Raw genomic sequence first — 22,598 nt, forward strand, 5'->3', positions numbered from 1 at the left:
CTGCGTGAGGGCTTGTGCCCGTGTGAAACCTGATGGGTTGGTTTTTCACACGGCCAAACAAGCCGCGTTGGATGTCGTTTTTTGCAGCGATGCACGCAGGCAAATAAACAGAAATTTTGACGGGTTCCGAGAGCCTCTGATGGGCGCAGCCAGTGTCGAGCACGGTTGCGGGGCTTCAGAATGGCGCTTGCTCCCTGTAAGGGAATATTGCTGACCCGTATGGGGCGGCATTATAGGGAAATTTTTACCGGCGTGGTGCGGCGAATCGGCTCATGAAGAGGCCGAGGAGGGCAGTGATTCAGGTCCGACCGAGGGTTTACAGGGCTTTGCGTCGGATTGCGGTGTGCAGATTTTTTTTCGTTAATTTTTTGGCAGCGGTGTTTTTGGTTGAAAAGTGAGCAAAAAATCGCTCGATTCACTACATCTAGTGTTTTGCAAGCCTTTTTGCCAGCTTCAGACACAACTGAGCCCGACCGAAGTCGGGCTGGAATCGGGCCTCAGATCTGTGCTGAGCGATCCAATTCGGTGCAGTCTGATTCAGTTCGTGCAGCCGTTGCCCATGATGCTGTAACGCAGGATATGGCGTTGGCCTTTGGAGTCGTCGTATTCCATTTTTGCCGGTACCACTTCACAGACATTCGGGACTTCGCTCATCGAGACAACTTTGGCGATGTCCAGGTGAGTGGAGTACGTGTATTCCTCGACCACCGGTTGTTGCTGTGCAACATCAGTCGGGGTCTGGTCGGCCATGGCGGTTGCGCACAGGCTGCTGAGGACCAGGAACATTAAAGCTTTCATTTGCTGTTTACCTTTTTGAGGTCGAAAGGGGTCACGCAACCTTTTTGGGGTTGCGTGTGTAACGTCGGTGTTTTGATCTTTACTGCGAGAGCTGGATTAACGGCCTTCGTGGGGGCTGTAACGTTGTTAATCGCGTTTGCCGTGTTGGCGGAGTGAATTTTAAGGAGATGGGGCGAGGGTAAACAGAGCGGGTTTTGATAAACACTTTTGGCAGATTTGGTAACAATCGGTGGGAGTGGATTGTCTGGCGCACCGAGTTGTTTGCATCGCTTGCAGGCAAGCTCCCACAGGATTTTGCATATGCCCGAGAACTGTAGGAGCCAGCCTGCTGGCGATGGCAATGGTTCAGGCAATGAAGATGTCGGCTGTGCTGGCCGGATCGCTTGCAGGCAAGCTCCTACAGGGATTCGCGGTGTTTGGGCGAGCTGCGTCAGCCTGCGATACGCGGTATCTGGATGTTTTGTAGGGGCTTGTTACTACCATCGTCGAATGGTTCTATGGGGCCCACCCGGCTACAACGGGGGCATACAAAAACAACTATTACACCGAGGTAGGAAAGATGAGTGCGGCTTCTCTGTATCCCGTTCGTCCCGAGGTTCTGGCCAATACGCTGACTGACGAGGCGACCTACAAAGCCATGTACCAACAGTCGGTCGTCAACCCTGACGGCTTCTGGCGCGAGCAAGCCAAGCGTCTTGACTGGATCAAGCCTTTCACCACGGTGAAACAGACGTCGTTCGACGATCACCACGTCGACATCAAGTGGTTTGCCGACGGCACCCTCAACGTTTCCTACAACTGCCTCGATCGTCATCTGGCCGAGCGCGGCGATCAGGTCGCGATCATCTGGGAAGGCGACGATCCTTCCGAAAGCCGCAACATCACCTACCGCGAACTGCACGAGCAAGTGTGCAAACTGGCCAACGCCCTGCGTGGTCAGGACGTGCACCGCGGCGACGTGGTGACCATTTATATGCCGATGATTCCCGAAGCCGTGGTCGCCATGCTGGCCTGCACCCGGATCGGCGCGATTCACTCGGTGGTGTTCGGCGGTTTCTCGCCGGAGGCCCTGGCCGGTCGCATCATCGACTGCCGCTCGAAAGTAGTGATCACCGCCGATGAAGGCATTCGTGCCGGCAAGAAGATTTCCCTCAAGGCCAACGTCGACGACGCGCTGACCAACCCGGAAACCAGCAGCATCCAGAAAGTCATCGTGTGCAAGCGCACCGGTGGCGACATCAAGTGGAACCAGCATCGCGACATCTGGTACGAAGACCTGATGAAAGTGGCGGGCACCGTTTGCGCGCCGAAGGAGATGGGCGCCGAAGAAGCGCTGTTCATCCTTTATACCTCCGGCTCGACCGGCAAGCCGAAGGGCGTGCAACACACCACCGGCGGTTACTTGCTGTATGCGGCAATGACCCACGAGCGTGTATTCGACTACCGCCCGGGCGAGATCTACTGGTGCACCGCCGACGTCGGCTGGGTCACCGGCCACAGCTACATCGTCTACGGCCCGCTGGCCAATGGCGCAACCACGCTGCTGTTCGAAGGCGTGCCGAACTATCCGGACATCACCCGGGTGGCGAAGATCGTCGACAAGCACAAGGTCAACATCCTCTACACCGCGCCGACCGCGATCCGCGCGATGATGGCTTCCGGTCAGGCTGCCGTTGAAGGCGCCGATGGCAGCAGCCTGCGTCTGCTCGGTTCGGTCGGTGAGCCGATCAACCCGGAAGCGTGGGACTGGTACTACAAGAATGTCGGCAAGTCGCGTTGCCCGATCGTCGATACCTGGTGGCAGACCGAAACCGGCGGCAACATGATGAGCCCATTGCCGGGCGCGCATGCGCTGAAGCCTGGTTCGGCGGCACGGCCGTTCTTCGGTGTGGTGCCGGCGCTGGTTGACAATCTCGGTAACATCATCGAGGGCGAGGCCGAGGGCAATCTGGTCATTCTCGATTCCTGGCCGGGTCAGGCGCGCACGCTGTACGGCGATCACGATCGCTTTGTCGATACCTATTTCAAGACCTTCCGTGGTATGTACTTCACCGGTGACGGCGCACGCCGCGATGCCGATGGTTACTACTGGATCACCGGGCGCGTGGATGATGTGCTCAACGTTTCCGGCCACCGCATGGGCACGGCCGAGATCGAGAGCGCGATGGTGGCGCACCCGAAAGTCGCCGAGGCCGCTGTGGTCGGCGTGCCGCATGACATCAAGGGGCAGGGCATTTATGTCTACGTGACCTTGAAGAATGGCGAGGAGCCGACCGAGCAACTGCGTCTGGAGCTGAAGAACTGGGTGCGTAAGGAAATCGGGCCGATTGCTTCGCCGGATGTGATCCAGTGGGCGCCGGGGCTGCCGAAGACCCGCTCGGGCAAGATCATGCGGCGGATTCTGCGCAAGATTGCCACGGCGGAATATGACGGCCTGGGCGATATCTCGACCCTGGCGGATCCGGGTGTGGTGCAGCATTTGATTGATACGCACAAGACCATGAATGTTGCTTAAGTAGCAGGTTGATGTGCTGAAAGCCCTGTTCGATGTATGCCGGACAGGGCTTTTTTTGTGTCTGCAGGTTTTGTGCTGGTAGGGCTGGCCCCATCGCTGGCAAGCCAGCTCCCACAGGTTTTGTGGTGTATTGGAGATTTCGGTTCCAGCACGAATCCCTGTGGGAACTGGCTTGCCAGCGAAGGCAATCTGTCAGGCGCCGCTGTAGTCGTCTGTAGGAAACCCAAGCCGCCCAACCAATAATTATCGACCTGCACCGCAGGACCTTTCCTTCTGTTACCCAACACAACCCAATGTGTAACCGCCCGCCCCGCAACGGGGCGATGGGAAACGCAACGCCCCATTCCAGAGCCTCAAAACCCCCGCTGAAAAATAAGACATAACGCTGCGCTTGCCGGATTAGAAGGGTTTGCGAATAATAGGCCCGCAATTTGCAGCATGGATCGGTTCACTGTCTTTCGCTCTTGCATGAAATTGCAAGGCTGTCAATGCGCTCAAGTCGCTTTCTCTGTGCATCTGTAATTAGTTGTCGCATTGAAGAAATATCGGCTTCGGGCCTGTCGTTAGAATGCCGATCACTCGCTCATCGTGGCTGACGTTGAAATCTTCGCCGGTTTCAACAGGAAATTTCCCACCGATGCAGCAACCGATTTCCTGATTCACCCATTCGCATATTGGGCTGTTGCTCACTCTGCCGTTTTTGCCCTTTACCGATGGAGTCCCAAGATGAAGAAACTTGTGCTGCTTGGCGCCCTGGCACTGTCCGTGCTGTCGCTGAATGCCGTCGCTGACGAAAAACCTGTGAAGATCGGCATCGAAGCGGCTTACCCGCCATTCGCCTCGAAAGCTCCGGACGGCAGCATCGTCGGTTTCGACTACGACATCGGCAATGCGCTGTGCGAAGAAATGAAGGTCAAGTGTGTGTGGGTCGAGCAAGAGTTCGACGGTCTGATCCCGGCGCTGAAAGTGCGCAAGATCGACGCGATCCTGTCGTCCATGTCGATCACTGAAGACCGCAAGAAGTCGGTCGACTTCACCAACAAGTACTACAACACCCCGGCGCGTCTGGTGATGAAGGCCGGCACTCAGGTCAGCGAAGGTCTGGCTGAGCTCAAGGGCAAGAACATCGGCGTACAGCGCGGTTCGATCCATGAGCGTTTCGCTCGCGAAGTTCTCGCGCCACTGGGTGCCGAGATCAAGCCGTACGGTTCGCAGAACGAGATCTACCTCGACGTGGCCGCCGGTCGTCTCGACGGTACCGTGGCTGACGCGACACTGCTCGATGACGGCTTCCTGAAAACCGACGCCGGCAAAGGCTTCGCGTTCGTTGGCCCGGCGTTCACCGACGTCAAATACTTCGGCGACGGCGTAGGCATCGCGGTACGCAAGGGCGACGCCCTGAAAGACAAGATCAACAGCGCCATCGCGGCCATCCGTGAGAACGGCAAATACAAGCAAATCCAGGACAAGTACTTCGCCTTCGATATCTACGGCAAGTAACCCGTCTCTGCGACAAGTCCGAAATGGCGCAAGCAACAGAATCTCTGCGGTTTGCGCCATTTTTTCATCCCAACTTTCGAGGACCTGAATCATGTTGAAAGGCTACGGGGCTGTCATCCTCGATGGCGCATGGCTGACGCTTCAGCTCGCCTTGTCGTCCATGGCTCTGGCCATCGTTCTCGGGCTGATCGGTGTCGCGCTGCGCCTGTCGCCGGTGCGCTGGCTGGCCTGGCTGGGCGATTTGTATTCCACGGTGATCCGCGGGATTCCCGATCTGGTGCTGATCCTGCTGATTTTCTACGGCGGTCAGGACTTGCTCAACCGCGTCGCGCCGATGCTCGGCTATGACGATTACATCGACCTTAACCCGCTGGCCGCCGGTATCGGCACCCTCGGTTTCATCTTCGGTGCGTACCTGTCGGAAACCTTCCGCGGCGCGTTCATGGCGATCCCCAAAGGTCAGGCCGAAGCCGGTATGGCGTATGGCATGAGCAGTTTTCAGGTGTTCTTCCGGGTGATGGTGCCGCAGATGATTCGTCTGGCGATTCCCGGCTTCACCAACAACTGGCTGGTATTGACCAAGGCCACTGCGCTGATTTCCGTGGTCGGTCTGCAAGACATGATGTTCAAGGCCAAGCAGGCGGCGGATGCCACGCGTGAGCCTTTCACCTTCTTCCTCGCAGTGGCGGCGATGTACCTGGTGATCACCAGTGTTTCGTTGCTGATCCTGCGTCAACTTGAGAAGCGCTACTCGGTAGGCGTAAGGGCGGCTGATCTATGATCTTCGACTACAACGTCATTTGGGAGGCGCTGCCGCTGTACTTCGGCGGCCTGCTGACCACCCTCAAACTGCTCGCGCTGTCGCTGTTTTTCGGCTTGCTGGCGGCCCTGCCGCTGGGGCTGATGCGCGTCTCGAAGAACCCGATCGTCAACGGCGCGGCGTGGCTGTACACCTACGTGATCCGTGGCACGCCGATGCTGGTGCAACTGTTCCTGATCTATTACGGTCTGGCGCAGTTCGAAGCAGTACGCGAAAGCTTCCTGTGGCCGTGGCTGTCCAGTGCCACGTTCTGTGCGTGCCTGGCGTTTGCGGTCAACACCAGCGCCTACACCGCCGAGATCATCGCCGGCAGCCTCAAGGCGACGCCGAACGGGGAGATCGAAGCGGCCAAGGCCATGGGCATGTCGCGCTTCAAACTGTACAAGCGCATTTTGCTGCCATCGGCCCTGCGCCGGGCGCTGCCGCAGTACAGCAACGAAGTGATCATGATGCTGCAGACCACCAGTCTGGCGTCCATCGTGACCCTGATCGACATCACTGGCGCGGCACGTACCGTCAACGCGCAGTTCTATCTGCCGTTCGAGGCGTATATCACCGCTGGCGTGTTCTACCTGTGCCTGACCTTCATTCTGGTCAAGCTGTTCAAGCTGGCCGAGCGTCGCTGGTTGAGCTATCTCGCGCCGCGGAAGCATTGATATGGAACGCATCGACCACGTGTTGCCGTGGAGCCACCTGGGCAGCGAGCGCAAGGTTTCGGTTTTTCGCTTTGGCCACGGCGAGCGCAAGGCCTACATCCAGGCCAGCCTGCACGCCGACGAACTGCCGGGCATGCGCACCGCCTGGGAGCTGAAAAAGCGCCTCGGCGAACTCGAAGCCCAAGGCTTGCTCAACGGTGTGATCGAGCTGGTGCCGGTCGCCAATCCGTTGGGCCTCGGGCAGTTGCTGCAAGGCAATCACCAGGGCCGTTTCGAGGCGGGCAGCGGCAAGAATTTCAACCGTGATTTCGTCGAGCTGAGCGCGCCGGTTGCCGCCGCGCTGGCCGACAAGCTCGGTGACGATCCACACGCCAATGTGCGGCTGATCCGTCAGGCGATGGCCGATCATTTGGCCGCGCTGCCAGCCGCGAGCAGCCAGTTGCAAGGCATGCAGCGGGTATTGCTTAGCCATGCCTGCACTGCCGATGTGGTGCTCGATCTGCATTGCGATGCCGAAGCCGCGCTGCACATGTATGCCTTGCCGCAACACTGGCCGCAGTGGCGCTCACTCGCCGCGCACCTGAACGTGAAGGTCGGCTTGCTCGCGGAAGATTCCGGCGGCAGTTCGTTCGACGAAGCCTGCTCGCTACCGTGGCTGCGCCTGTCGCGGCAGTTCCCCGATGCGCAGATTCCGCTGGCGTGCCTGGCCACGACCATCGAACTGGGCGGTCAGGCCGATACCGGCCGCGCTGAAGCAGAGGCTTACGCTGAAGGCATTCTCGCCTTCCTCGCCGAGCAGGGCCTGATCACCGGCGAGTGGCCGAACCCGGCGTTTGATCCGTGCGAAGGCATGCCGTTCGAAGGCACTGAATTGTTGTTCGCGCCGCACCCCGGTGTGGTGAGCTTTTTCCGCAAGCCCGGCGAATGGGTCGAGGCGGGCGATGAGATTTTTGAGGTGATCGACCCTGTGGCCGATCGGGTCAGCACGGTGTGTGCTGGTACGTCCGGGGTGCTGTTTGCCATTGAACGGCTGCGTTATGCCCAACCCGGTTTCTGGCTGGCCAAGGTGGCGGGGCGCGAAGCGCTGCGTCACGGGCGCTTGCTCAACGACTGACTGTTTTTGTGAGAACCGACCGCATGTACAAACTTGAAGTCCAAGACCTGCATAAACGCTATGGCAGTCACGAAGTGCTCAAGGGCGTGTCCCTGAAAGCGGCCGCCGGCGATGTGATCAGCATCATCGGCTCCAGTGGCTCCGGCAAAAGTACTTTTCTGCGTTGCATCAACCTGCTCGAGCAGCCGCACGCGGGCAAGATTCTGCTCAACAACGAAGAGCTGAAACTGGTCGCCAACAAGGACGGCGCGCTGAAAGCCGCTGATCCGAAGCAGCTACAACGCATGCGTTCGCGCCTGTCGATGGTGTTCCAGCATTTCAACCTGTGGTCGCACATGACCGCGATTGAAAACATCATGGAAGCGCCGGTGCACGTGCTTGGCGTGCCCAAGTACGAAGCTCGCGAAAAAGCCGAGTACTACCTGAACAAGGTCGGCGTGGCCCATCGTAAAGACGCATTCCCGGGGCACATGTCCGGTGGCGAGCAGCAGCGCGTGGCAATCGCTCGTGCGCTGGCGATGGAACCGGAAGTGATGCTGTTCGACGAGCCGACCTCGGCCCTCGACCCGGAACTGGTTGGCGACGTGTTGAAAGTCATGCAGGCGCTGGCGCAGGAAGGCCGGACCATGGTCGTGGTCACTCACGAAATGGGTTTTGCCCGCGAAGTGTCGAACCAGTTGGTGTTCCTGCACAAAGGCGTCGTCGAAGAAAGCGGCAACCCGCGCGAAGTGCTGGTCAATCCGCAGTCGGAGCGCTTGCAGCAGTTCCTGTCGGGTAGCCTGAAATAAAACAGGGCTGCCGTTGTGCACCAGATTAGGTCATGCTTCGCAACCTGAAAGCCGGCTCCATACCCTGTGGGAGCTGGCTTGCCAGCGATAGCGGTGAACCAGATTGCAAATCTGGCACAGGCATATCGCCATCGCTGGCAAGCCAGCTCCCACAGTTGATCGATGTTGGTTTCAGGATGTGTGTTCATTTACGGGCTAGCATTGGCCCATGCCTTCATCACCGTTGTTCGTTTCGGATTGCCCGCCCATGACTGCCCATCGAATTGGTTTCCTGATTTGGCCCAGCACTAAAGCGTTGACGCTGGCGCTGGCGGAGGAAGCCTTGCGTGTCGCTCAGCGTGTGCACCCGGACGTGGTCTACGAGTTGTCGTTCCTGCAGGCCGAACCGCCGGCTGAAGGCGCCTGGCAATTGCCCGGTGAAGCGTGGGCCGGCAAGCTCGAAAACTTCCAGAAACTGTTCCTGCTCGCTGACGAGCCGCCGACCACACTGGCGCCGGCGCTGAGCAGCGCGCTCAAACAACTGGTGCGTGCCGGTTGCGTGATTGGCGGTTTGTCGGCCGGTGTCTACCCATTGGCCCAGCTCGGTTTGCTCGACGGCTACCGCGCTGCCGTGCACTGGCGCTGGCAGGACGATTTCGCCGAACGCTTCCCGAAAGTCATTGCCACCAGTCATCTGTTCGATTGGGACCGCGATCGCCTGACCGCCTGCGGTGGCATGTCGGTGCTCGACCTGCTGCTGGCGGTACTGGCGCGTGATCACGGCGCCGAACTGGCCGGTGCGGTGTCCGAAGAACTGGTGGTCGAGCGCATTCGCGAAGGCGGCGAGCGCCAGCGCATTCCGTTGCAGAACCGTCTCGGCTCCAGTCATCCAAAGCTCACCCAGGCGGTGTTGCTGATGGAAGCCAACATCGAAGAGCCGCTGACCACCGACGAAATCGCCCAGCACGTGTGCGTATCGCGGCGCCAGTTGGAGCGGATCTTCAAGCAGTACCTCAACCGTGTGCCGAGCCAGTACTACCTGGAACTGCGCCTGAACAAGGCCCGGCAGATGTTGATGCAGACCAGCAAGTCGATCATCCAGATCGGCCTCTCGTGTGGCTTCTCCTCGGGGCCGCATTTCTCCAGCGCCTACCGCAACTTCTTCGGTGCCACGCCGCGGGAAGATCGCAACCAGCGGCGCAGCAGCAGCCCGTTCGAATTGTCGTCAGTCCCGCCTGAGCGAGGCTGACGGCGGTTTAGCTACGGCCGGTCGGCGGGAGCTCCTCGCCATCGGAAAAATCCGAGTCCACAAAGTCGTCCAGTTCGTGCATGCGGTGAGCACTCGGTATCCGCGCCTCGATATTGCGCTCGGCCAGCGCCGTGTTGTAGCTGTCCAGGCGCTGCTGACTTTCCGCCGTCAATGGATTTACGCTGAAATCGTACTCGGTCATCATGAGGTCCGGACCAGTAGGAAACCCTGAAGGCAATCGCTTGATTCTGTTGTTCGACAGGTCCGCCTTTCTCAACCGAGTGAGCCTGAACAAACCGGCAGGTGTGCGCGTCAGGCCGGTGTTGCGCAGGTTCAGCACCTGAAGGTCGGGAAAGTGATCCATATCGGGCGCCCTCCAAAGTCGACTGTTGTGACTTAGATCCAGAGAACCAAGATTTATAAGGGATGCGAAAGCGTCTGCTGTTTGCGGCGTAATCATGATCTGGCAGCCTGACAGGCTCAGGCTGCTCAGTGTTTCAATACGAAAGATTGCCGACGGAACGCGGTGTAACGGGTAGTCGCGGATCTCCAGCACCCTGAGCCGGGGAAACAGCTCCAGCAAGGCATCGACTGGCGGGGGCGTGCTTGCCGTGGAGGTCAGTCGCAACTGGTCGATGTAGTCGAAGCGCCCGGTCATTGGCGGCAGTTCGCCGGTGAAAGACAGGTCGCAGACAAACTCACCGTCCAGGGCATTGACCGGGTAGTGGCGCAGGCGTTTTTCCAGACTGTCCTTGAAGCGCCGGCGCTGCGTGATTTGCGCGCGCCATCCGTCATTCTCTGGCGCACCGTGGGTAACCGGATCTTCGGGCGCCGCATTCACCCAGGTCTCAAGTTTGTTGAGCAACGTGCTGAGCTCAGTTTGCCGACGCAGCAGCTCGGTGCGCCCGTCCGCCAATGTCCCGGGCAGACTGTAGATCAGATTATTGGCATCGAAACCGGTCAATCGGGGATACAGCGTTTGCGCCAGATCAATGTCGGCCTGTTCGACCCAGACGCCGAAGTTATCGCCTTTCACCCGGTAGCATGCCTTGATCTGTTCGCGTGAGGTCGCCGACAGCGGATTGGAGCCTACATCGATGCCACGGTTGGCATACGCCGCCAATGAGGAGGGCAATTCGATGATGCTGTTGTCGCTCAGCAGCGCCGTTTGCAGGTGCGGAAGTCGGTCCAGCCCGGTGGGTACACGGTCGATCCCTGTACGGATCAGGTCGAGAAACGTCAGATTCAACAGCATCGAGGTATCCGGCGTCTGGCCCAGTGGATTATTGAAAAGGTCCAGCGACGTCAGGCGGCTCAGTGTCGACAAGGTGGATTGCCCGGCCGCATCGAGGGTGATATTGCACCGGCTCATCATCAGCGTTTCAAGCGACGGCATGCGTTCCAGGGCGCGGGGGATTCGGCCCAGTGCGAAGCCAGGCAACTCCAGGCCTTCGAGTCCAGTGAAGCCATCGAGAAAGCCATCGGGAACCGTCAAATGGGGATTGCCCTGAATTTCCAGGTGGGTTATCTGGCTGAAGTCAGCGCTCAGCTTCGGCAGTTCACCGGCGAACGCGGCCTGGGCTTTGAAAATTTCCACGCGCAGGTCCGGCACATCGATGCGACTGCCGCGCCAGAGTTTTTCAAGTTTGTCCCTGAACTGGTATCGGGCCTCAAGTTGTGCTGCTCGTTGCTCGGCATTCCACAATTGACCTGATGTCGGATCATCACTCGGAACGCGCTCCTGCCACGCGGTGAGATCGCTGAGCAGTCGGGTGATTTCGGCCTCCCATTTCAGCAATTGCGAAGTGCCTGCCTGCAAAGTGCCGGGGAGGCGATAAATCATGTCGCTGGCCATGTGGTCGGTCAGGTGCGGGAACACTCTGCGTGCCCTCGCGATATCGTTCGCCGCGGGCGTGATGCCGAAGTTGCGCTGATGTTGGGCGTAGTAAGACTTGATGCGCTCGCGAGCCGCCACAGACAGCGGATTGCCAGCCAGACGCACACCGTCTGCACGATTGGGAGTGAGGCTGAAAAGTGCCTCCGGCAACTCACTGATGTGGTTGTTGTTGAGGTGCACCGTCTGCAGAGCCGGGTGTCCAACGATGCCGTCAGGCACGGCTGTCAGACCGCTATTGAGCAGAAAGACATCCTGCAATGCTGGCAACGTCTGAAGATCGGGGGCCACGGTCAACGGGTTGTTGATCAGATCCAGACGTGTGAGTGTGCGCAGGGACTTCAGCACGTCATAGCCCGCTGAGGTGTGGCTTATCGCGCAGCTGTCCAGGCGCAGCTTCTTGAGACTGCGCAGTTGGCCGATGAAGGCAGGTATTTCACTCAGCGCAAAATCCTTCATTTGCAAGGTGTGGAGTTCGGGAAACAACGCCACGAACTCCCCAATGCCATCGATCGCTGCATTGCCGGTCAGCTTCAGGCTCGAGACATGACTGAAGTCGACGCTCAGGCGAGGCAACTGGCCAACGAATTGCAGGTCTGCGGTAAACGACAGGCTGCGCTGGCCGGTCTCGCTGGATGTCTGGCGCCAGAACGTTTCCAGGTCTTGCTTGAACGCTGATCGTGCCGAGCGCTGTCGCGCGCGTTCATTGTCGGTCAACGCACGGCCCTTGACCGGATCTGTGGACGGGGTTGCCAATACCCAGCGGTCGAGATCGAGCTGCATCTGCGTCAGCTCCGCTTGCCAGCGCAGCAGCTGTGCGCGACCGGTGGCCACGTCGCCCGGCAGGTCGTAGACCAGGTCGCTGGCCTCTTGCTGATCCAGCTCCGGAAACAATCGCCTGGCCAGGCTGACGTCCTGGTCCGCGGCCCTTACATCAAAATCCTGTTGATGGGTGCGGAAGTAGGCTTTGATTTTTTCACGAGTCGCGGTCGATAGCGGATTGTCGGAAAGATACAGACCGTCACTGCGTTCGGCAGGCAGCTCGAATACCGCGTCGGGTATGTGCGTAAGGCGATTGCCGGTCAATACCGCAGTGTGCAGTTGTGGATGGCTGGCCAGACCTGGCGGAACAACGGTGAGTCCGCTGTTGGACAGGTCGATGAAGGTGAGCGCAGGCAACAGGTTCAGATCGGGGAAAGTCCCCAGTGGATTGCCACTCAGATTCAGCGTCTGCAAAGTGTTCAGCGAAACCAGTTCGGCCTGATGTTCGGACGTCATCACCACGCCGCAGTTTTTCAGCTTCAAGTCGGTCAGCTGAGGCAAATTCCTTCCGGGAAGGGAACCCGTGCTCAGATCAAAGCCGTTGAGGCTCAGCGAGACCAGATTCGGGAAGCAATCCACGAATGGCAAGCTTGCCGAAATATCGGCATTGCCGGTCAGCTTGAGTCGCAGGACATGCTCGAAGTTGGCGCTGAGGACCGGCAAGTCGCCGCTGAACTCGGCCGTCGCTTCAAATTCTCCACTGCGGATAAATTGATCGCGGCTACGCCAGAAGCGCTCGAGTTGCTGCGCAAAGGCGCGTCGGGCATTGAGTTCACGCGTCTGCTCGGCGTGAGGCAGACGTTCACCCGTTTCGGGGTGAGACGTGGCGGCCTGATTGATCCATTGGCTGAGCTCCAGTTTCAACTGATTGACCTCGGTTTCCCAGACTGTCAATTGCGCGCGACCTTCAGCCAGTGTTCCGGGCAAGCGGTACAGCAGGGCGGTGGCCTGGTCCTCGTCGAGCGCTGGAAACAATGTAGTGGTGCGCTGCAGGTCTGCACGCTCCGGGCGGACGCCGAAATGCCTGCCGGTAGCGCCATGGAAGCGTTTCACGCGTTCGCGTGCGGCAGGCGTCAACGGGTTGTCCGCGAAGGTGAAGCCATCGCTCAGCGAGGGCGGCAGCTTGAAAAACGCGTCTGGCACGGTGGTCATTCGATTGCCGTCGAACTGGCCGGAGATCAATCGGGGATGGTGCAGCAGGTCGTCGGGCAGGCTGTGAATGCCGGTGTTGGACAAGTTGACGTAACGCAGCGAAGGCATCGTGTGCAGATCGGGCGGTAAACCCAGGGCGTTGCCCGCCAGATCGAGAATGGTCAGCTGTGGCATGGAGGCCAGCACCGACTGCGTGGTGATCGTCAGGCTGAGCCCGCATTTGCGCATTCGCAGTTCGCGCAGCGATGGCATTGAAGTCAACACCTGGGGCAGCGCCGGCAATTTCAGGTTGCGTGCATCAAGCATCTGCAAGTGGGGAAAGTGCTGAAGAAAGCCTTCCAGAGAGCCCGGCGTGGCGCTGCCATCCAGGGTCAGCGCGGTGATATGGCTGAGGTCGGCCGAGAGCGTCGGCAAGTCGCCGATGATCGGATGTACAAGCTGCAAGGCGTGACCGGTTGCCATGCCGTATTGATTGATCGCGGTCGGGTATTCGCGGCGCCAGCCCTTGAGGATTTCTTCCCTGAGCAAGCGGCGGTTCTGGATTTCGACGCGCTTTTGCAGCGAGGTCAGCGCAGCGCCGGTATCGGGATGCCTGACGGGCGGATCGTTGGCCCAGATGTGCAGATCGTTTTGCAATTGCAGGTAATCATTCTGCAGTCGCTGAATTTCCACATGCGCGCCGGCCGGGCTGGCACGCAGGTTTTCCGCCAGGGCGCGCACGTGCTGTTCGGTCATCCGCGGATAAAGCGCGCGGATATCCTGCTCGTAAGCGCGGGCAGGATTATTCAGGCTTTCAACGCGATCAACCCAAGGATAACCATCGCTGCCCAACAGCCGTAACGTGTCCAGGACGGGTGGCCGAATGGGCGTTTCGTGCAACACCACTCGCAACTCGTCGCGCTCCATCGTGCGCTCGCGAATGGCAGCCTTTAGCGTCTGGCCCTGACCAATGCCAATGTTGAGGCTGGTGCGCTCACTGTCGGGGAGCGCATACAGCAGGCTGGAGTAGAAATCGCTGAGCGAATGCAGCGCCTGGCCTCGATCATCGAAGGCTTGATAGCGGTGGTCATCGCTCCTTACCAGAACCTTTTTTTCGGTCGCATCCGCGCTACCGATGCTGTCGACGACCGGGCTTTCGTAGCGACCTTCGCGGATTTCGATCCGCACATCGCCGCTCCAGCCCGGCAGCAATTTGAGACTGTGCAGCGCCAGCGAATCGGAGTCCGGATTATTCACTGAGCCGAGCTCGAGCCCTTCGTAGGCTCGGGACACGCGCACTTCCTGACTGGCCAGTTGCATCAGTTCCTGCTGACGCGGTGGCAGTTGCCCCTCGTTGATCTGCAGCAATTCGCTGCCGGTGGCGGTGTCGAGCAGTTCGCGGGTGACGCTCGCAGGCAAGCCGGGATGGTGAGCCTTGAGCTGTTGTGCCAGCGGATCATCGATCTGCTGCGACAGTTGATATCGGGATTCGAACAGCGCACTTCGGTGGGTCTTCGCGAGGCCAACCAATTGCTTGCGCAAGGTCTGGGTGCGAATGTCCAGGGGTGGCTTGGCGGTGAAGGGTTCGGCGAGCAGCGCCTTGATTTGCGCTTCGTCGAGAATGGAAAGCAAACTCTTGAGCAGGTCGCCGCCGATCAACTGGTCCCGGCGAAGCTCGGTCAACGGCAGGCTTTCGTCGGTGCTGGACTGCCAGAGCAGCTCACCGTTGCGATCGATCAGGCGCAGGCGTTGATCGCTCGGCCAGCGGCCGTGTTCGCTGAGCAGCTGCAATTGGGTGATCTGATCGGCACGCAAAAATTCTTCGGTAACGTCACTGTCGAGCTGATCGATAAAACGCTGCAATTGTTGATCGATCTTGAAACGCTGGATGCTGTCGGCCACTAGCGGCGGGAGCTTCTCCTGATTGACGTGCATCTTGCGCAACGCCTCTTCGCTGCTGCCGCTGACCTGAAGCATGGTTTCGCGCTCGGCCGGGGTAAAGGCTTCTAGCGCAGGGCCGATGCGCCGCAATGCGGTTTCGCCGTCCCATTCCATCGGGTGTTCGAGCTCGGTGTGCCAGGCACCGTCGCCGTTGTGCCGCACCACAGGCTGGTAAGCGTCGGGGCGGGTCGGGTGTTCGATACGGTATTGCCCGGGCACCTCATGTTCCTTGACCGAGAAGTGCGCCTCTTCGAGGGGCAACAGCTGCTTGCCCTGATGCTGATGCAGGCCCCGTTGATTGGGTTGTGAGTCCGCGGGCGGCTTGGCGGGATGTTGATAGCGCTCCAAATCGGGCTCCCAGTAGCGGGTTGCGCCGTTGGCCAGTTTCACCGGTTTGAAGCGGTCGATAAACGCCACCACGTCCTTGGGCAAGACATTGCGAAACTCGGCCGATGCGATCGCCCCGCCCACGGCAAACATGCCCAGCTGAATCATCGATTCAACGGTGCCCATCAAATGCCCGAACGCTTCGGTGTTACGGCCCTGGCCCCATTCGACGATGCCCTCGAACACTTCGTCGAGCATCTGATAAGCCATGTACGCCATCATCGCTTCGCCCAACACCGGCACAAACGGCGCGACGATCAGTGCAGCGGTCTGGGCGATCGTGGAAATGATTTCGATCACCGAGTCCCAAAACGCCCAGCGCGCCTTTTGGTCGACGACTGCGGTGGGCACGGCGATGGATCGGGCGTCGTTGAAGACCTTGTTCAGTTTCGCCTGATGCAGGTGCTGCCAGATGTCGTCATGGAAGGGTACCAGCGCCGACTGCAGATCGGGCCGGTCTACCGGCGTTTCGCGCCACGCCGGCAGGGAACTGCCGGGTTCATGCGGGTGCCACTTGATTTCGCTGAGGCGGCTGTTGAGGGTGCTGAAGAAAAATCCGCGTTGTTCGTGACTGACGAAACGGCTGAAGAAACGCTGATAGCCCTTCGAGCGCAGCTGGCGCGTCAGCTCGACGATCATTTCCAGCGGCGAGGTGTACTCCTTGAACGGATGTTCGGGGTCATCCGGCACATACGCCACGACCCGCGCATTGTTTTGTGAGAGGTACAGGTCGGGGGCGAACACGACGATGCCGGTCAGCGGTGCGCAGAGCATGCTCATGTCATGACAGAGCAAAGGCGCGCCGTTTACATAGAGGCCTTTCATACCATCAAGCAGGGCCTCGACCAGGCGCACGGCACTTTCCGATACATCGCGGTTCATTCGCGCCCATTGCAAGGCCGCTTTCATAGCGGTTTTCTCGCTAGCGTCGAGTTTGTTGCGCAACACCGTGGCGACCATCGGATCGGAATAGCCGAGGTTGTCTTCCAGGCTGGCTTTGTATTTCGCGCCGATGTCCAGCCGCCGGCACAACTGGGTGAAGGCGGGGATGCTCAATCGGGTTTTGATTGCGGGCAGGGTGTCGAACTGCCCGGTTGGTGTCGGCGCCGTGGTGAATGTCGATTCAGCTTCGAACGCGTTGTCTTGAGTTTCCCGATCTTCGAAGTTATGCAGCGCCGCCTCCAGCAGGGAAACGCTCCAGACCCGCGCGCCGGTCTTGATCGGGAACAGCGGGGCGGTCGCCGGAATGTACAGGCGCACGAAGGTGTTTTTGACATCCAGGTCCAGATCGAAACAGCTTTTGAGCTCGGCCTTAAGCAAGGGCTCGGCGAAGGCGGCGGCGTCCTGCAGATGCTCCAGCGCTTTATCGACCTGGCTCTGCGCATCGATGTGCGCGCCAGTGAGTTGTTTCATTTGCGCGTGCTGTTCGGCGGGTGCCGACTTGAGCGCTTCGGGCAGCAGCGGGACGCTGTTCTTCAACGCTTCGCGCCGGGTGGCTGAGGTGTTGCCCAACCACTGCGGGATCGCCTCTTTGAGCGGTTGATAATGTTCATCCGCATGTTGCGCGTTGTTCGTGTCAGCAGCGGTGACGGATGGGTGTGCTTGCGACAAATGCATGGCCATTCCTTGGCGTCGGTAAGAACCCCCAGCAAACCAGCAGAGCGCGCCCTTCGTGCGGTACATATTTATATCTGTGGCGCGGGGCTGACTTGCTATTCTGCGCGGCCTGCCGCAAATCGGCCGCGCCCGGTAAACTGCGCCTTTGCGACGGTATATGTCGCATTGCCGTAAACCCGGGAAAATCCGGGGTTTGCGCTATAAGAAGTTGTCGCTTGGCGGCAAGGCCGGGCACAAAACTGTCCTTACAATCCCCCCAATCGCTCGCCAGTTTCCGGCGAGTGTTCCTTTTCAGGAGACTCCGATGTCCGTTGAGCACGCTGCGGTACAACGCGCCGATTTCGACCAGGTAATGGTTCCCAACTACGCGCCTGCCGCTTTCATTCCGGTGCGTGGCGCCGGTTCCCGGGTCTGGGATCAGGCCGGCCGCGAGCTGATCGACTTCGCCGGCGGGATTGCCGTCAACGTATTGGGTCACGCGCACCCGGCGCTGGTCGGTGCCTTGACCGAGCAGGCCAACAAGCTGTGGCATGTGTCCAACGTGTTCACCAACGAGCCGGCGCTGCGCCTGGCGCACAAGCTGATCGACGCGACGTTCGCCGAGCGCGCGTTCTTCTGCAACTCCGGCGCCGAAGCCAACGAGGCCGCATTCAAGCTGGCCCGTCGCGTCGCGTTCGACCGCTTCGGCAGCGAGAAGTACGAAATCATCGCCGCGCTGAACAGCTTCCACGGCCGTACCCTGTTCACCGTCAACGTCGGTGGCCAGTCGAAGTACTCCGACGGTTTCGGCCCGAAAATCACCGGTATCACCCACGTTCCCTACAATGATCTGGCGGCGCTGAAAGCAGCGGTGTCCGACAAGACCTGCGCGGTCGTGCTCGAACCGATCCAGGGCGAGGGCGGTGTGCTGCCAGCCGAACTGGCTTACCTGCAAGGCGCCCGCGCACTGTGCGACGCGCACAACGCGCTGCTGGTGTTCGACGAAGTGCAGACCGGCATGGGCCGCAGCGGCAAGCTGTTCGCCTACCAGCATTACGGCGTGACCCCGGACATCCTCACCAGCGCCAAGAGCCTGGGCGGCGGTTTCCCGATCGCGGCGATGCTGACCACCGAAGCGCTGGCCAAGCATTTGGTCGTTGGCACTCACGGCACCACTTACGGCGGCAATCCGCTGGCCTGTGCGGTGGCCGAGGCGGTGATCGATGTGGTCAACACGCCAGAAGTGTTAAACGGTGTGAATGCCAAGCATGACAAGTTCAAGTCGCGCCTGGAGCAGATCGGTGCGAAATACGGTCTGTTCACCCAGGTCCGTGGTCTCGGTTTGCTGATCGGTTGCGTGCTCAACGACGCCTGGAAAGGCAAGGCCAAGGACATCTTCAACGCCGCTGAAAAAGAAGGCCTGATGATCCTCCAGGCTGGCCCGGACGTGATCCGCTTCGCCCCGAGCCTGGTGGTTGAAGACGCCGATATCGATGCCGGTCTCGACCGCTTCGAACGCGCCGCTGCTGCACTGACGCAAGCTTGATGGACCCATCGACGCCCGACGGTTCGGGCGTCGATCAAATTTTTGATACCGGGCACGTTCAACTGTAGGAGTGAGCCTGCTCGCGATAGCGGTCTATCAGGCACATTGATGTCGACTGATACACCGCTATCGCGAGCAGGCTCACTCCTACAAGGTCCGGTGTTCTTTCTGTGATTTTTTTGAAGAGAAAAGGAGTGACACCATGCTGGTGATGCGCCCCGCGCAAATGGCTGATCTGGGCGAGGTACAGCGTCTGGCTGCGGACAGCCCGATTGGTGTCACTTCCTTGCCGGATGACGTGGAACGTCTGAGCGACAAGATCGCCGCGAGCGAAGCGTCGTTTGCTGCCGAAGTGAGCTTCAACGGTGAGGAAAGCTATTTCTTCGTCCTCGAAGATTCCGCCACCGGCAAGCTGGTCGGTTGCTCGGCCATTGTCGCCTCGGCCGGTTATTCGGAGCCGTTCTACAGCTTCCGCAACGAGACCTTCGTCCACGCCTCGCGCGAGCTGAAGATCCACAACAAGATCCATGTGCTCTCGCAGTGCCACGACCTGACCGGCAACAGCTTGCTAACCAGTTTCTACGTGCAACGCGAGCTGGTCGGATCGCCGTGGGCCGAGCTCAATTCCCGCGGTCGTCTGCTGTTCGTCGCCAGCCACCCGGAGCGTTTCGCCGATTCGGTGGTGACCGAGATCGTCGGTTACAGCGATGAAAACGGTGACTCGCCGTTCTGGGATGCCATCGGGCGCAACTTCTTCGACCTCAACTACGCCGAAGCCGAACGCCTGTGCGGGCTGAAAAGCCGCACGTTCCTCGCCGAGCTGATGCCGCATTACCCGATCTACGTGCCGCTGCTGCCGGACTCCGCGCAAGAAGCGATGGGCCAGGTGCACCCGCGGGCGCAGATCACCTTCGACATCCTGATGCGCGAAGGCTTCGAAACCGATCACTACATCGACATTTTCGACGGTGGCCCGACCCTGCACGCCCGGGTTTCCGGGATCCGCTCGATCGCCCAGAGCCGTGTGGTGCCGGTGAAGATCGGCGAGCCGGTCAAAGGTGCCGGGCGCCAGTATCTGGTGGCCAATGCGCAGTTGCAGGATTACCGCGCAGTGTTGCTCGAGCTGGATTACGCGCCGGGCAAACCGGTGACTCTGGATCTGGAAGCGGCCGAAGCCCTGGGCGTCGGTGAAGGTGCCAGCGTGCGCCTGGTGGCGGTTTAACGCCTTAGCGAGTTTCACGGGTGGCGCAAGCGGCCCGTTTGAGGAGATAGCATGATTGTTCGTCCCGTACGCAGCAGCGATTTACCCGCGCTGATCGATCTGGCCCGCAGCACCGGCACCGGCCTCACCACCTTGCCGGCCAACGAAGAACGTCTGGCCCACCGGGTCGGCTGGGCCGAGAAGACCTTCCGCGGCGAAGCCGGCCGTGGCGATGCGGACTACCTGTTCGTGCTCGAAGACGACAACGGCCGTGTGGTGGGGATTTCCGCCATCGCTGGCGCGGTCGGTCTGCGTGAGCCGTGGTACAACTTCCGCGTCGGCCTGACCGTCAGCGCCTCGCAGGAATTGAACATCTATCGCGAGATTCCGACGCTGTTCCTGGCCAACGACCTGACTGGCAACTCGGAGCTGTGCTCGCTGTTCCTGCACGCCGATTACCGCAGCGGTCTGAACGGCCGCATGCTGTCCAAGGCGCGCATGCTGTTCATCGCCGAGTTCCCGGAGCTGTTCGGCAACAAGATCATCGCCGAGATGCGCGGCGTGTCCGACGACGCCGGGCGCTCGCCGTTCTGGGAAAGCCTGGGCCGGCACTTCTTCAAGATGGAATTCAGCCAGGCCGATTACCTGACCGGTGTCGGCAACAAGGCGTTCATTGCCGAACTGATGCCGAAATTCCCGCTGTACACCTGCTTCCTCTCGCCGGATGCGCGCAATGTGATCGGCCAGGTCCACCCGGACACCGAGCCGGCGCTGGCGATGCTCAAGGGCGAAGGTTTCAGCTATCAGGGTTACGTCGATATCTTCGACGCCGGCCCGGCGATCGAATGCGAAACCGGCAAGATCCGCGCGGTGCGCGACAGCGAAGCGTTGGTGCTGGCCGTCGGTACGCCGGGCGACGACGCGACGCCGTTCATCATCCATAACCGCAAACGTGAAGACTGCCGCATCACCGCGGCGCCAGCGCGTCTGGCGGCCGGCACGCTGGTGGTCGATCCGCAGACCGCCAAACGTCTTCAACTCAGCGCCGGCGATCAGGTTCGCGCCGTGGCGTTGTCCGCTGCACGGGAGTCGAAACAATGAATTCGCTATACATCGCAGGTGAGTGGCTGGCCGGTCAGGGCGAAGCCTTTCAATCGCTGAACCCGGTGACCCAGCAAGTGCTGTGGTCGGGCGAGGGCGCCACGACGGCACAGGTCGAGTCCGCCGTGCAGGCCGCGCGCCAGGCATTTCCGGGCTGGGCGCGGCGTTCGCTGGAGGAGCGCATCATTGTGCTCGAAGCGTTTGCCGCCGCGCTGAAAAACCATTCTGACGAGCTGGCCCGCACCATCGGCGAGGAAACCGGCAAACCGTTGTGGGAAGCCGCGACCGAAGTCACCAGCATGGTCAACAAGATTGCCATCTCGGTGCAGAGCTACCGCGAGCGTACCGGCGAGAAAAGTGGCCCGCTGGGCGACGCCACTGCCGTGTTGCGCCACAAACCGCACGGCGTGGTCGCGGTGTTCGGCCCGTACAACTTCCCCGGCCACTTGCCCAACGGGCATATCGTGCCGGCGCTGCTGGCGGGCAACAGCGTGCTGTTCAAGCCGAGCGAGCTGACGCCGAAAGTCGCCGAGCTGACGGTCAAGTGCTGGATCGAAGCCGGTCTGCCGGCCGGTGTGTTGAACCTGCTGCAAGGCGCGCGGGAAACCGGCATCGCCCTGGCGGCGAATCCGGGCATCGACGGTTTGTTCTTCACCGGTTCGAGCCGCACCGGCAACCATTTGCATCAGCAGTTCGCTGGTCGCCCGGACAAGATCCTGGCGCTGGAAATGGGCGGCAACAATCCGTTGGTGGTTGATCAGGTTGCCGATCTGGATGCCGCGGTTTACACGATCATTCAATCGGCGTTCATCTCCGCCGGTCAGCGTTGCACTTGCGCGCGCCGTTTGCTGGTGCCGCAAGGCGCGTGGGGCGACAGCTTGCTCAAACGTCTGGTGGACGTCAGTGCGACCATCGAAGTCGGCGCGTTCGATCAGCAGCCGGCACCGTTCATGGGCTCGGTGGTTTCCCTCGGCGCGGCAAAAGCGCTGATGGATGCTCAGGAGCATTTGCTGGCCAACGGCGCAGTGTCGCTGCTGGAAATGACTCAGCCGCAAGCCCAGTCGGCATTGCTGACGCCGGGCATTGTCGACGTCACCGCAGTCGCCGAGCGCCCCGACGAAGAACTGTTCGGCCCGTTGCTGCAAGTGATTCGCTACGTCGATTTCGAAGCCGCCATCGTCGAAGCCAACAACACCGCCTACGGTCTGGCTGCCGGCCTGTTGTCGGATTCCGAAGCGCGTTACCAGCAGTTCTGGCTGGAAAGCCGCGCCGGCATCGTCAACTGGAACAAGCAGCTGACTGGCGCCGCGAGCAGCGCGCCGTTCGGCGGCGTCGGCGCTTCGGGCAACCATCGCGCCAGCGCCTACTACGCCGCGGATTACTGCGCGTACCCGGTGGCGTCGCTGGAAACCCCGAGCCTGGTGTTGCCTGCCGCCCTGACACCGGGCGTGAAGATGGCGTGATGCCAATCGCTGGCAAGCCAGCTCCCACAGGGGGCGGGTCGTCCACATAATCTGTGAACACCACCCAACCTGTGGGAGCTGGCTTGCCAGCGATGGC

13 protein-coding genes are annotated in these 22,598 nt (G+C 60.3%); 11 read left to right on the top strand and 2 right to left on the bottom strand.

The annotated features are described in order from the left end of the window. Nucleotides 1-537: 537 nt before the first annotated feature. Nucleotides 538-798 carry a DUF2790 domain-containing protein gene (locus J3P93_RS07160; RefSeq protein ID WP_203419157.1) on the bottom strand — a complete coding sequence of 87 codons (261 nt, stop codon included), beginning with the start codon at nucleotides 796-798 and terminating at the stop codon, nucleotides 538-540. A 559-nt stretch (nucleotides 799-1,357) separates the two neighbouring features. On the opposite strand from J3P93_RS07160, the gene acs reads away from it, so the two are divergent. The 7 genes from acs to argR all read left to right on the top strand — a co-directional run bounded on the left by acs (nucleotide 1,358) and on the right by argR (nucleotide 9,419). Then, entirely contained in the window at nucleotides 1,358-3,313 is a 1,956-nt protein-coding gene (gene acs, locus J3P93_RS07165; RefSeq protein WP_277758922.1) for an acetate--CoA ligase, read from the top strand. Nucleotides 3,314-4,039: 726 nt separating this feature from the next. After that, nucleotides 4,040-4,813 (top strand): ABC transporter substrate-binding protein, encoded by a 774-nt coding sequence (locus J3P93_RS07170; protein WP_090285420.1) that lies wholly within the window; start codon nucleotides 4,040-4,042, stop codon nucleotides 4,811-4,813. Nucleotides 4,814-4,904: 91 nt separating this feature from the next. Beyond that, the gene (locus tag J3P93_RS07175; RefSeq protein ID WP_007912702.1) at nucleotides 4,905-5,594 is read left to right on the top strand and encodes an ABC transporter permease; all 690 of its coding nucleotides are present in this window, start codon (nucleotides 4,905-4,907) and stop codon (nucleotides 5,592-5,594) included. Continuing rightward, nucleotides 5,591-6,289: an ABC transporter permease gene (locus J3P93_RS07180; protein WP_101155916.1), complete on the top strand. Its 699-nt coding sequence runs from the start codon at nucleotides 5,591-5,593 to the stop codon at nucleotides 6,287-6,289. Before J3P93_RS07175 ends, J3P93_RS07180 begins: the two co-directional genes overlap by 4 nt. Before the next feature lies 1 nt (nucleotide 6,290). Then, nucleotides 6,291-7,403 carry a succinylglutamate desuccinylase/aspartoacylase family protein gene (locus tag J3P93_RS07185; protein WP_434596133.1) on the top strand — a complete coding sequence of 371 codons (1,113 nt, stop codon included), beginning with the start codon at nucleotides 6,291-6,293 and terminating at the stop codon, nucleotides 7,401-7,403. 23 nt (nucleotides 7,404-7,426) lie between these two features. Next, entirely contained in the window at nucleotides 7,427-8,191 is a 765-nt protein-coding gene (locus J3P93_RS07190; RefSeq protein ID WP_007912705.1) for an ABC transporter ATP-binding protein, read from the top strand. A gap of 247 nt (nucleotides 8,192-8,438) precedes the next feature. Further along, on the top strand, nucleotides 8,439-9,419 hold the full coding sequence (argR, locus tag J3P93_RS07195; RefSeq protein WP_090285414.1) for a transcriptional regulator ArgR: 981 nt from the start codon (nucleotides 8,439-8,441) through the stop codon (nucleotides 9,417-9,419). A gap of 7 nt (nucleotides 9,420-9,426) precedes the next feature. Here argR and J3P93_RS07200 read toward each other — a convergent pair whose 3' ends face one another. Further along, the gene (locus J3P93_RS07200) at nucleotides 9,427-17,211 is read right to left on the bottom strand and encodes a dermonecrotic toxin domain-containing protein (protein WP_434596137.1); all 7,785 of its coding nucleotides are present in this window, start codon (nucleotides 17,209-17,211) and stop codon (nucleotides 9,427-9,429) included. Nucleotides 17,212-17,515: 304 nt separating this feature from the next. Here J3P93_RS07200 and J3P93_RS07205 point away from each other — a divergent pair, with 304 nt between their 5' ends. From J3P93_RS07205 to astD, 4 genes are all read left to right on the top strand, one after another. After that, nucleotides 17,516-18,736 (top strand): aspartate aminotransferase family protein, encoded by a 1,221-nt coding sequence (locus tag J3P93_RS07205; RefSeq protein WP_434596139.1) that lies wholly within the window; start codon nucleotides 17,516-17,518, stop codon nucleotides 18,734-18,736. Between the two features lie 202 nt (nucleotides 18,737-18,938). Beyond that, on the top strand, nucleotides 18,939-19,958 hold the full coding sequence (gene aruF / locus J3P93_RS07210; RefSeq protein ID WP_059404897.1) for an arginine/ornithine succinyltransferase subunit alpha: 1,020 nt from the start codon (nucleotides 18,939-18,941) through the stop codon (nucleotides 19,956-19,958). A gap of 51 nt (nucleotides 19,959-20,009) precedes the next feature. Beyond that, the gene (gene astA, locus J3P93_RS07215) at nucleotides 20,010-21,038 is read left to right on the top strand and encodes an arginine N-succinyltransferase (RefSeq protein WP_093099208.1); all 1,029 of its coding nucleotides are present in this window, start codon (nucleotides 20,010-20,012) and stop codon (nucleotides 21,036-21,038) included. Then, nucleotides 21,035-22,501, top strand: a complete 1,467-nt coding sequence (gene astD / locus J3P93_RS07220; protein ID WP_434596142.1) for a succinylglutamate-semialdehyde dehydrogenase — start codon at nucleotides 21,035-21,037, stop codon at nucleotides 22,499-22,501. Before astA ends, astD begins: the two co-directional genes overlap by 4 nt. Nucleotides 22,502-22,598 lie beyond the last annotated feature (97 nt).

The sequence above is a fragment of the Pseudomonas sp. R3-57 genome, assembly GCF_051132065.1.
Taxonomy (GTDB): Bacteria; Pseudomonadota; Gammaproteobacteria; order Pseudomonadales; family Pseudomonadaceae; genus Aquipseudomonas.

Excerpts from the sequence above, each read along its gene's own strand:
- J3P93_RS07160 (WP_203419157.1), bottom strand. The coding sequence starts at position 798 with ATGAAAGCTTTAATGTTCCTGGTCCTCAGCAGCCTGTGCGCAACCGCC.
- acs (WP_277758922.1), top strand. The coding sequence starts at position 1,358 with ATGAGTGCGGCTTCTCTGTATCCCGTTCGTCCCGAGGTTCTGGCCAAT.
- J3P93_RS07170 (WP_090285420.1), top strand. The coding sequence starts at position 4,040 with ATGAAGAAACTTGTGCTGCTTGGCGCCCTGGCACTGTCCGTGCTGTCG.
- J3P93_RS07175 (WP_007912702.1), top strand. The coding sequence starts at position 4,905 with ATGTTGAAAGGCTACGGGGCTGTCATCCTCGATGGCGCATGGCTGACG.
- J3P93_RS07180 (WP_101155916.1), top strand. The coding sequence starts at position 5,591 with ATGATCTTCGACTACAACGTCATTTGGGAGGCGCTGCCGCTGTACTTC.
- J3P93_RS07185 (WP_434596133.1), top strand. The coding sequence starts at position 6,291 with ATGGAACGCATCGACCACGTGTTGCCGTGGAGCCACCTGGGCAGCGAG.
- J3P93_RS07190 (WP_007912705.1), top strand. The coding sequence starts at position 7,427 with ATGTACAAACTTGAAGTCCAAGACCTGCATAAACGCTATGGCAGTCAC.
- argR (WP_090285414.1), top strand. The coding sequence starts at position 8,439 with ATGACTGCCCATCGAATTGGTTTCCTGATTTGGCCCAGCACTAAAGCG.
- J3P93_RS07200 (WP_434596137.1), bottom strand. The coding sequence starts at position 17,211 with ATGCATTTGTCGCAAGCACACCCATCCGTCACCGCTGCTGACACGAAC.
- J3P93_RS07205 (WP_434596139.1), top strand. The coding sequence starts at position 17,516 with ATGTCCGTTGAGCACGCTGCGGTACAACGCGCCGATTTCGACCAGGTA.
- aruF (WP_059404897.1), top strand. The coding sequence starts at position 18,939 with ATGCTGGTGATGCGCCCCGCGCAAATGGCTGATCTGGGCGAGGTACAG.
- astA (WP_093099208.1), top strand. The coding sequence starts at position 20,010 with ATGATTGTTCGTCCCGTACGCAGCAGCGATTTACCCGCGCTGATCGAT.
- astD (WP_434596142.1), top strand. The coding sequence starts at position 21,035 with ATGAATTCGCTATACATCGCAGGTGAGTGGCTGGCCGGTCAGGGCGAA.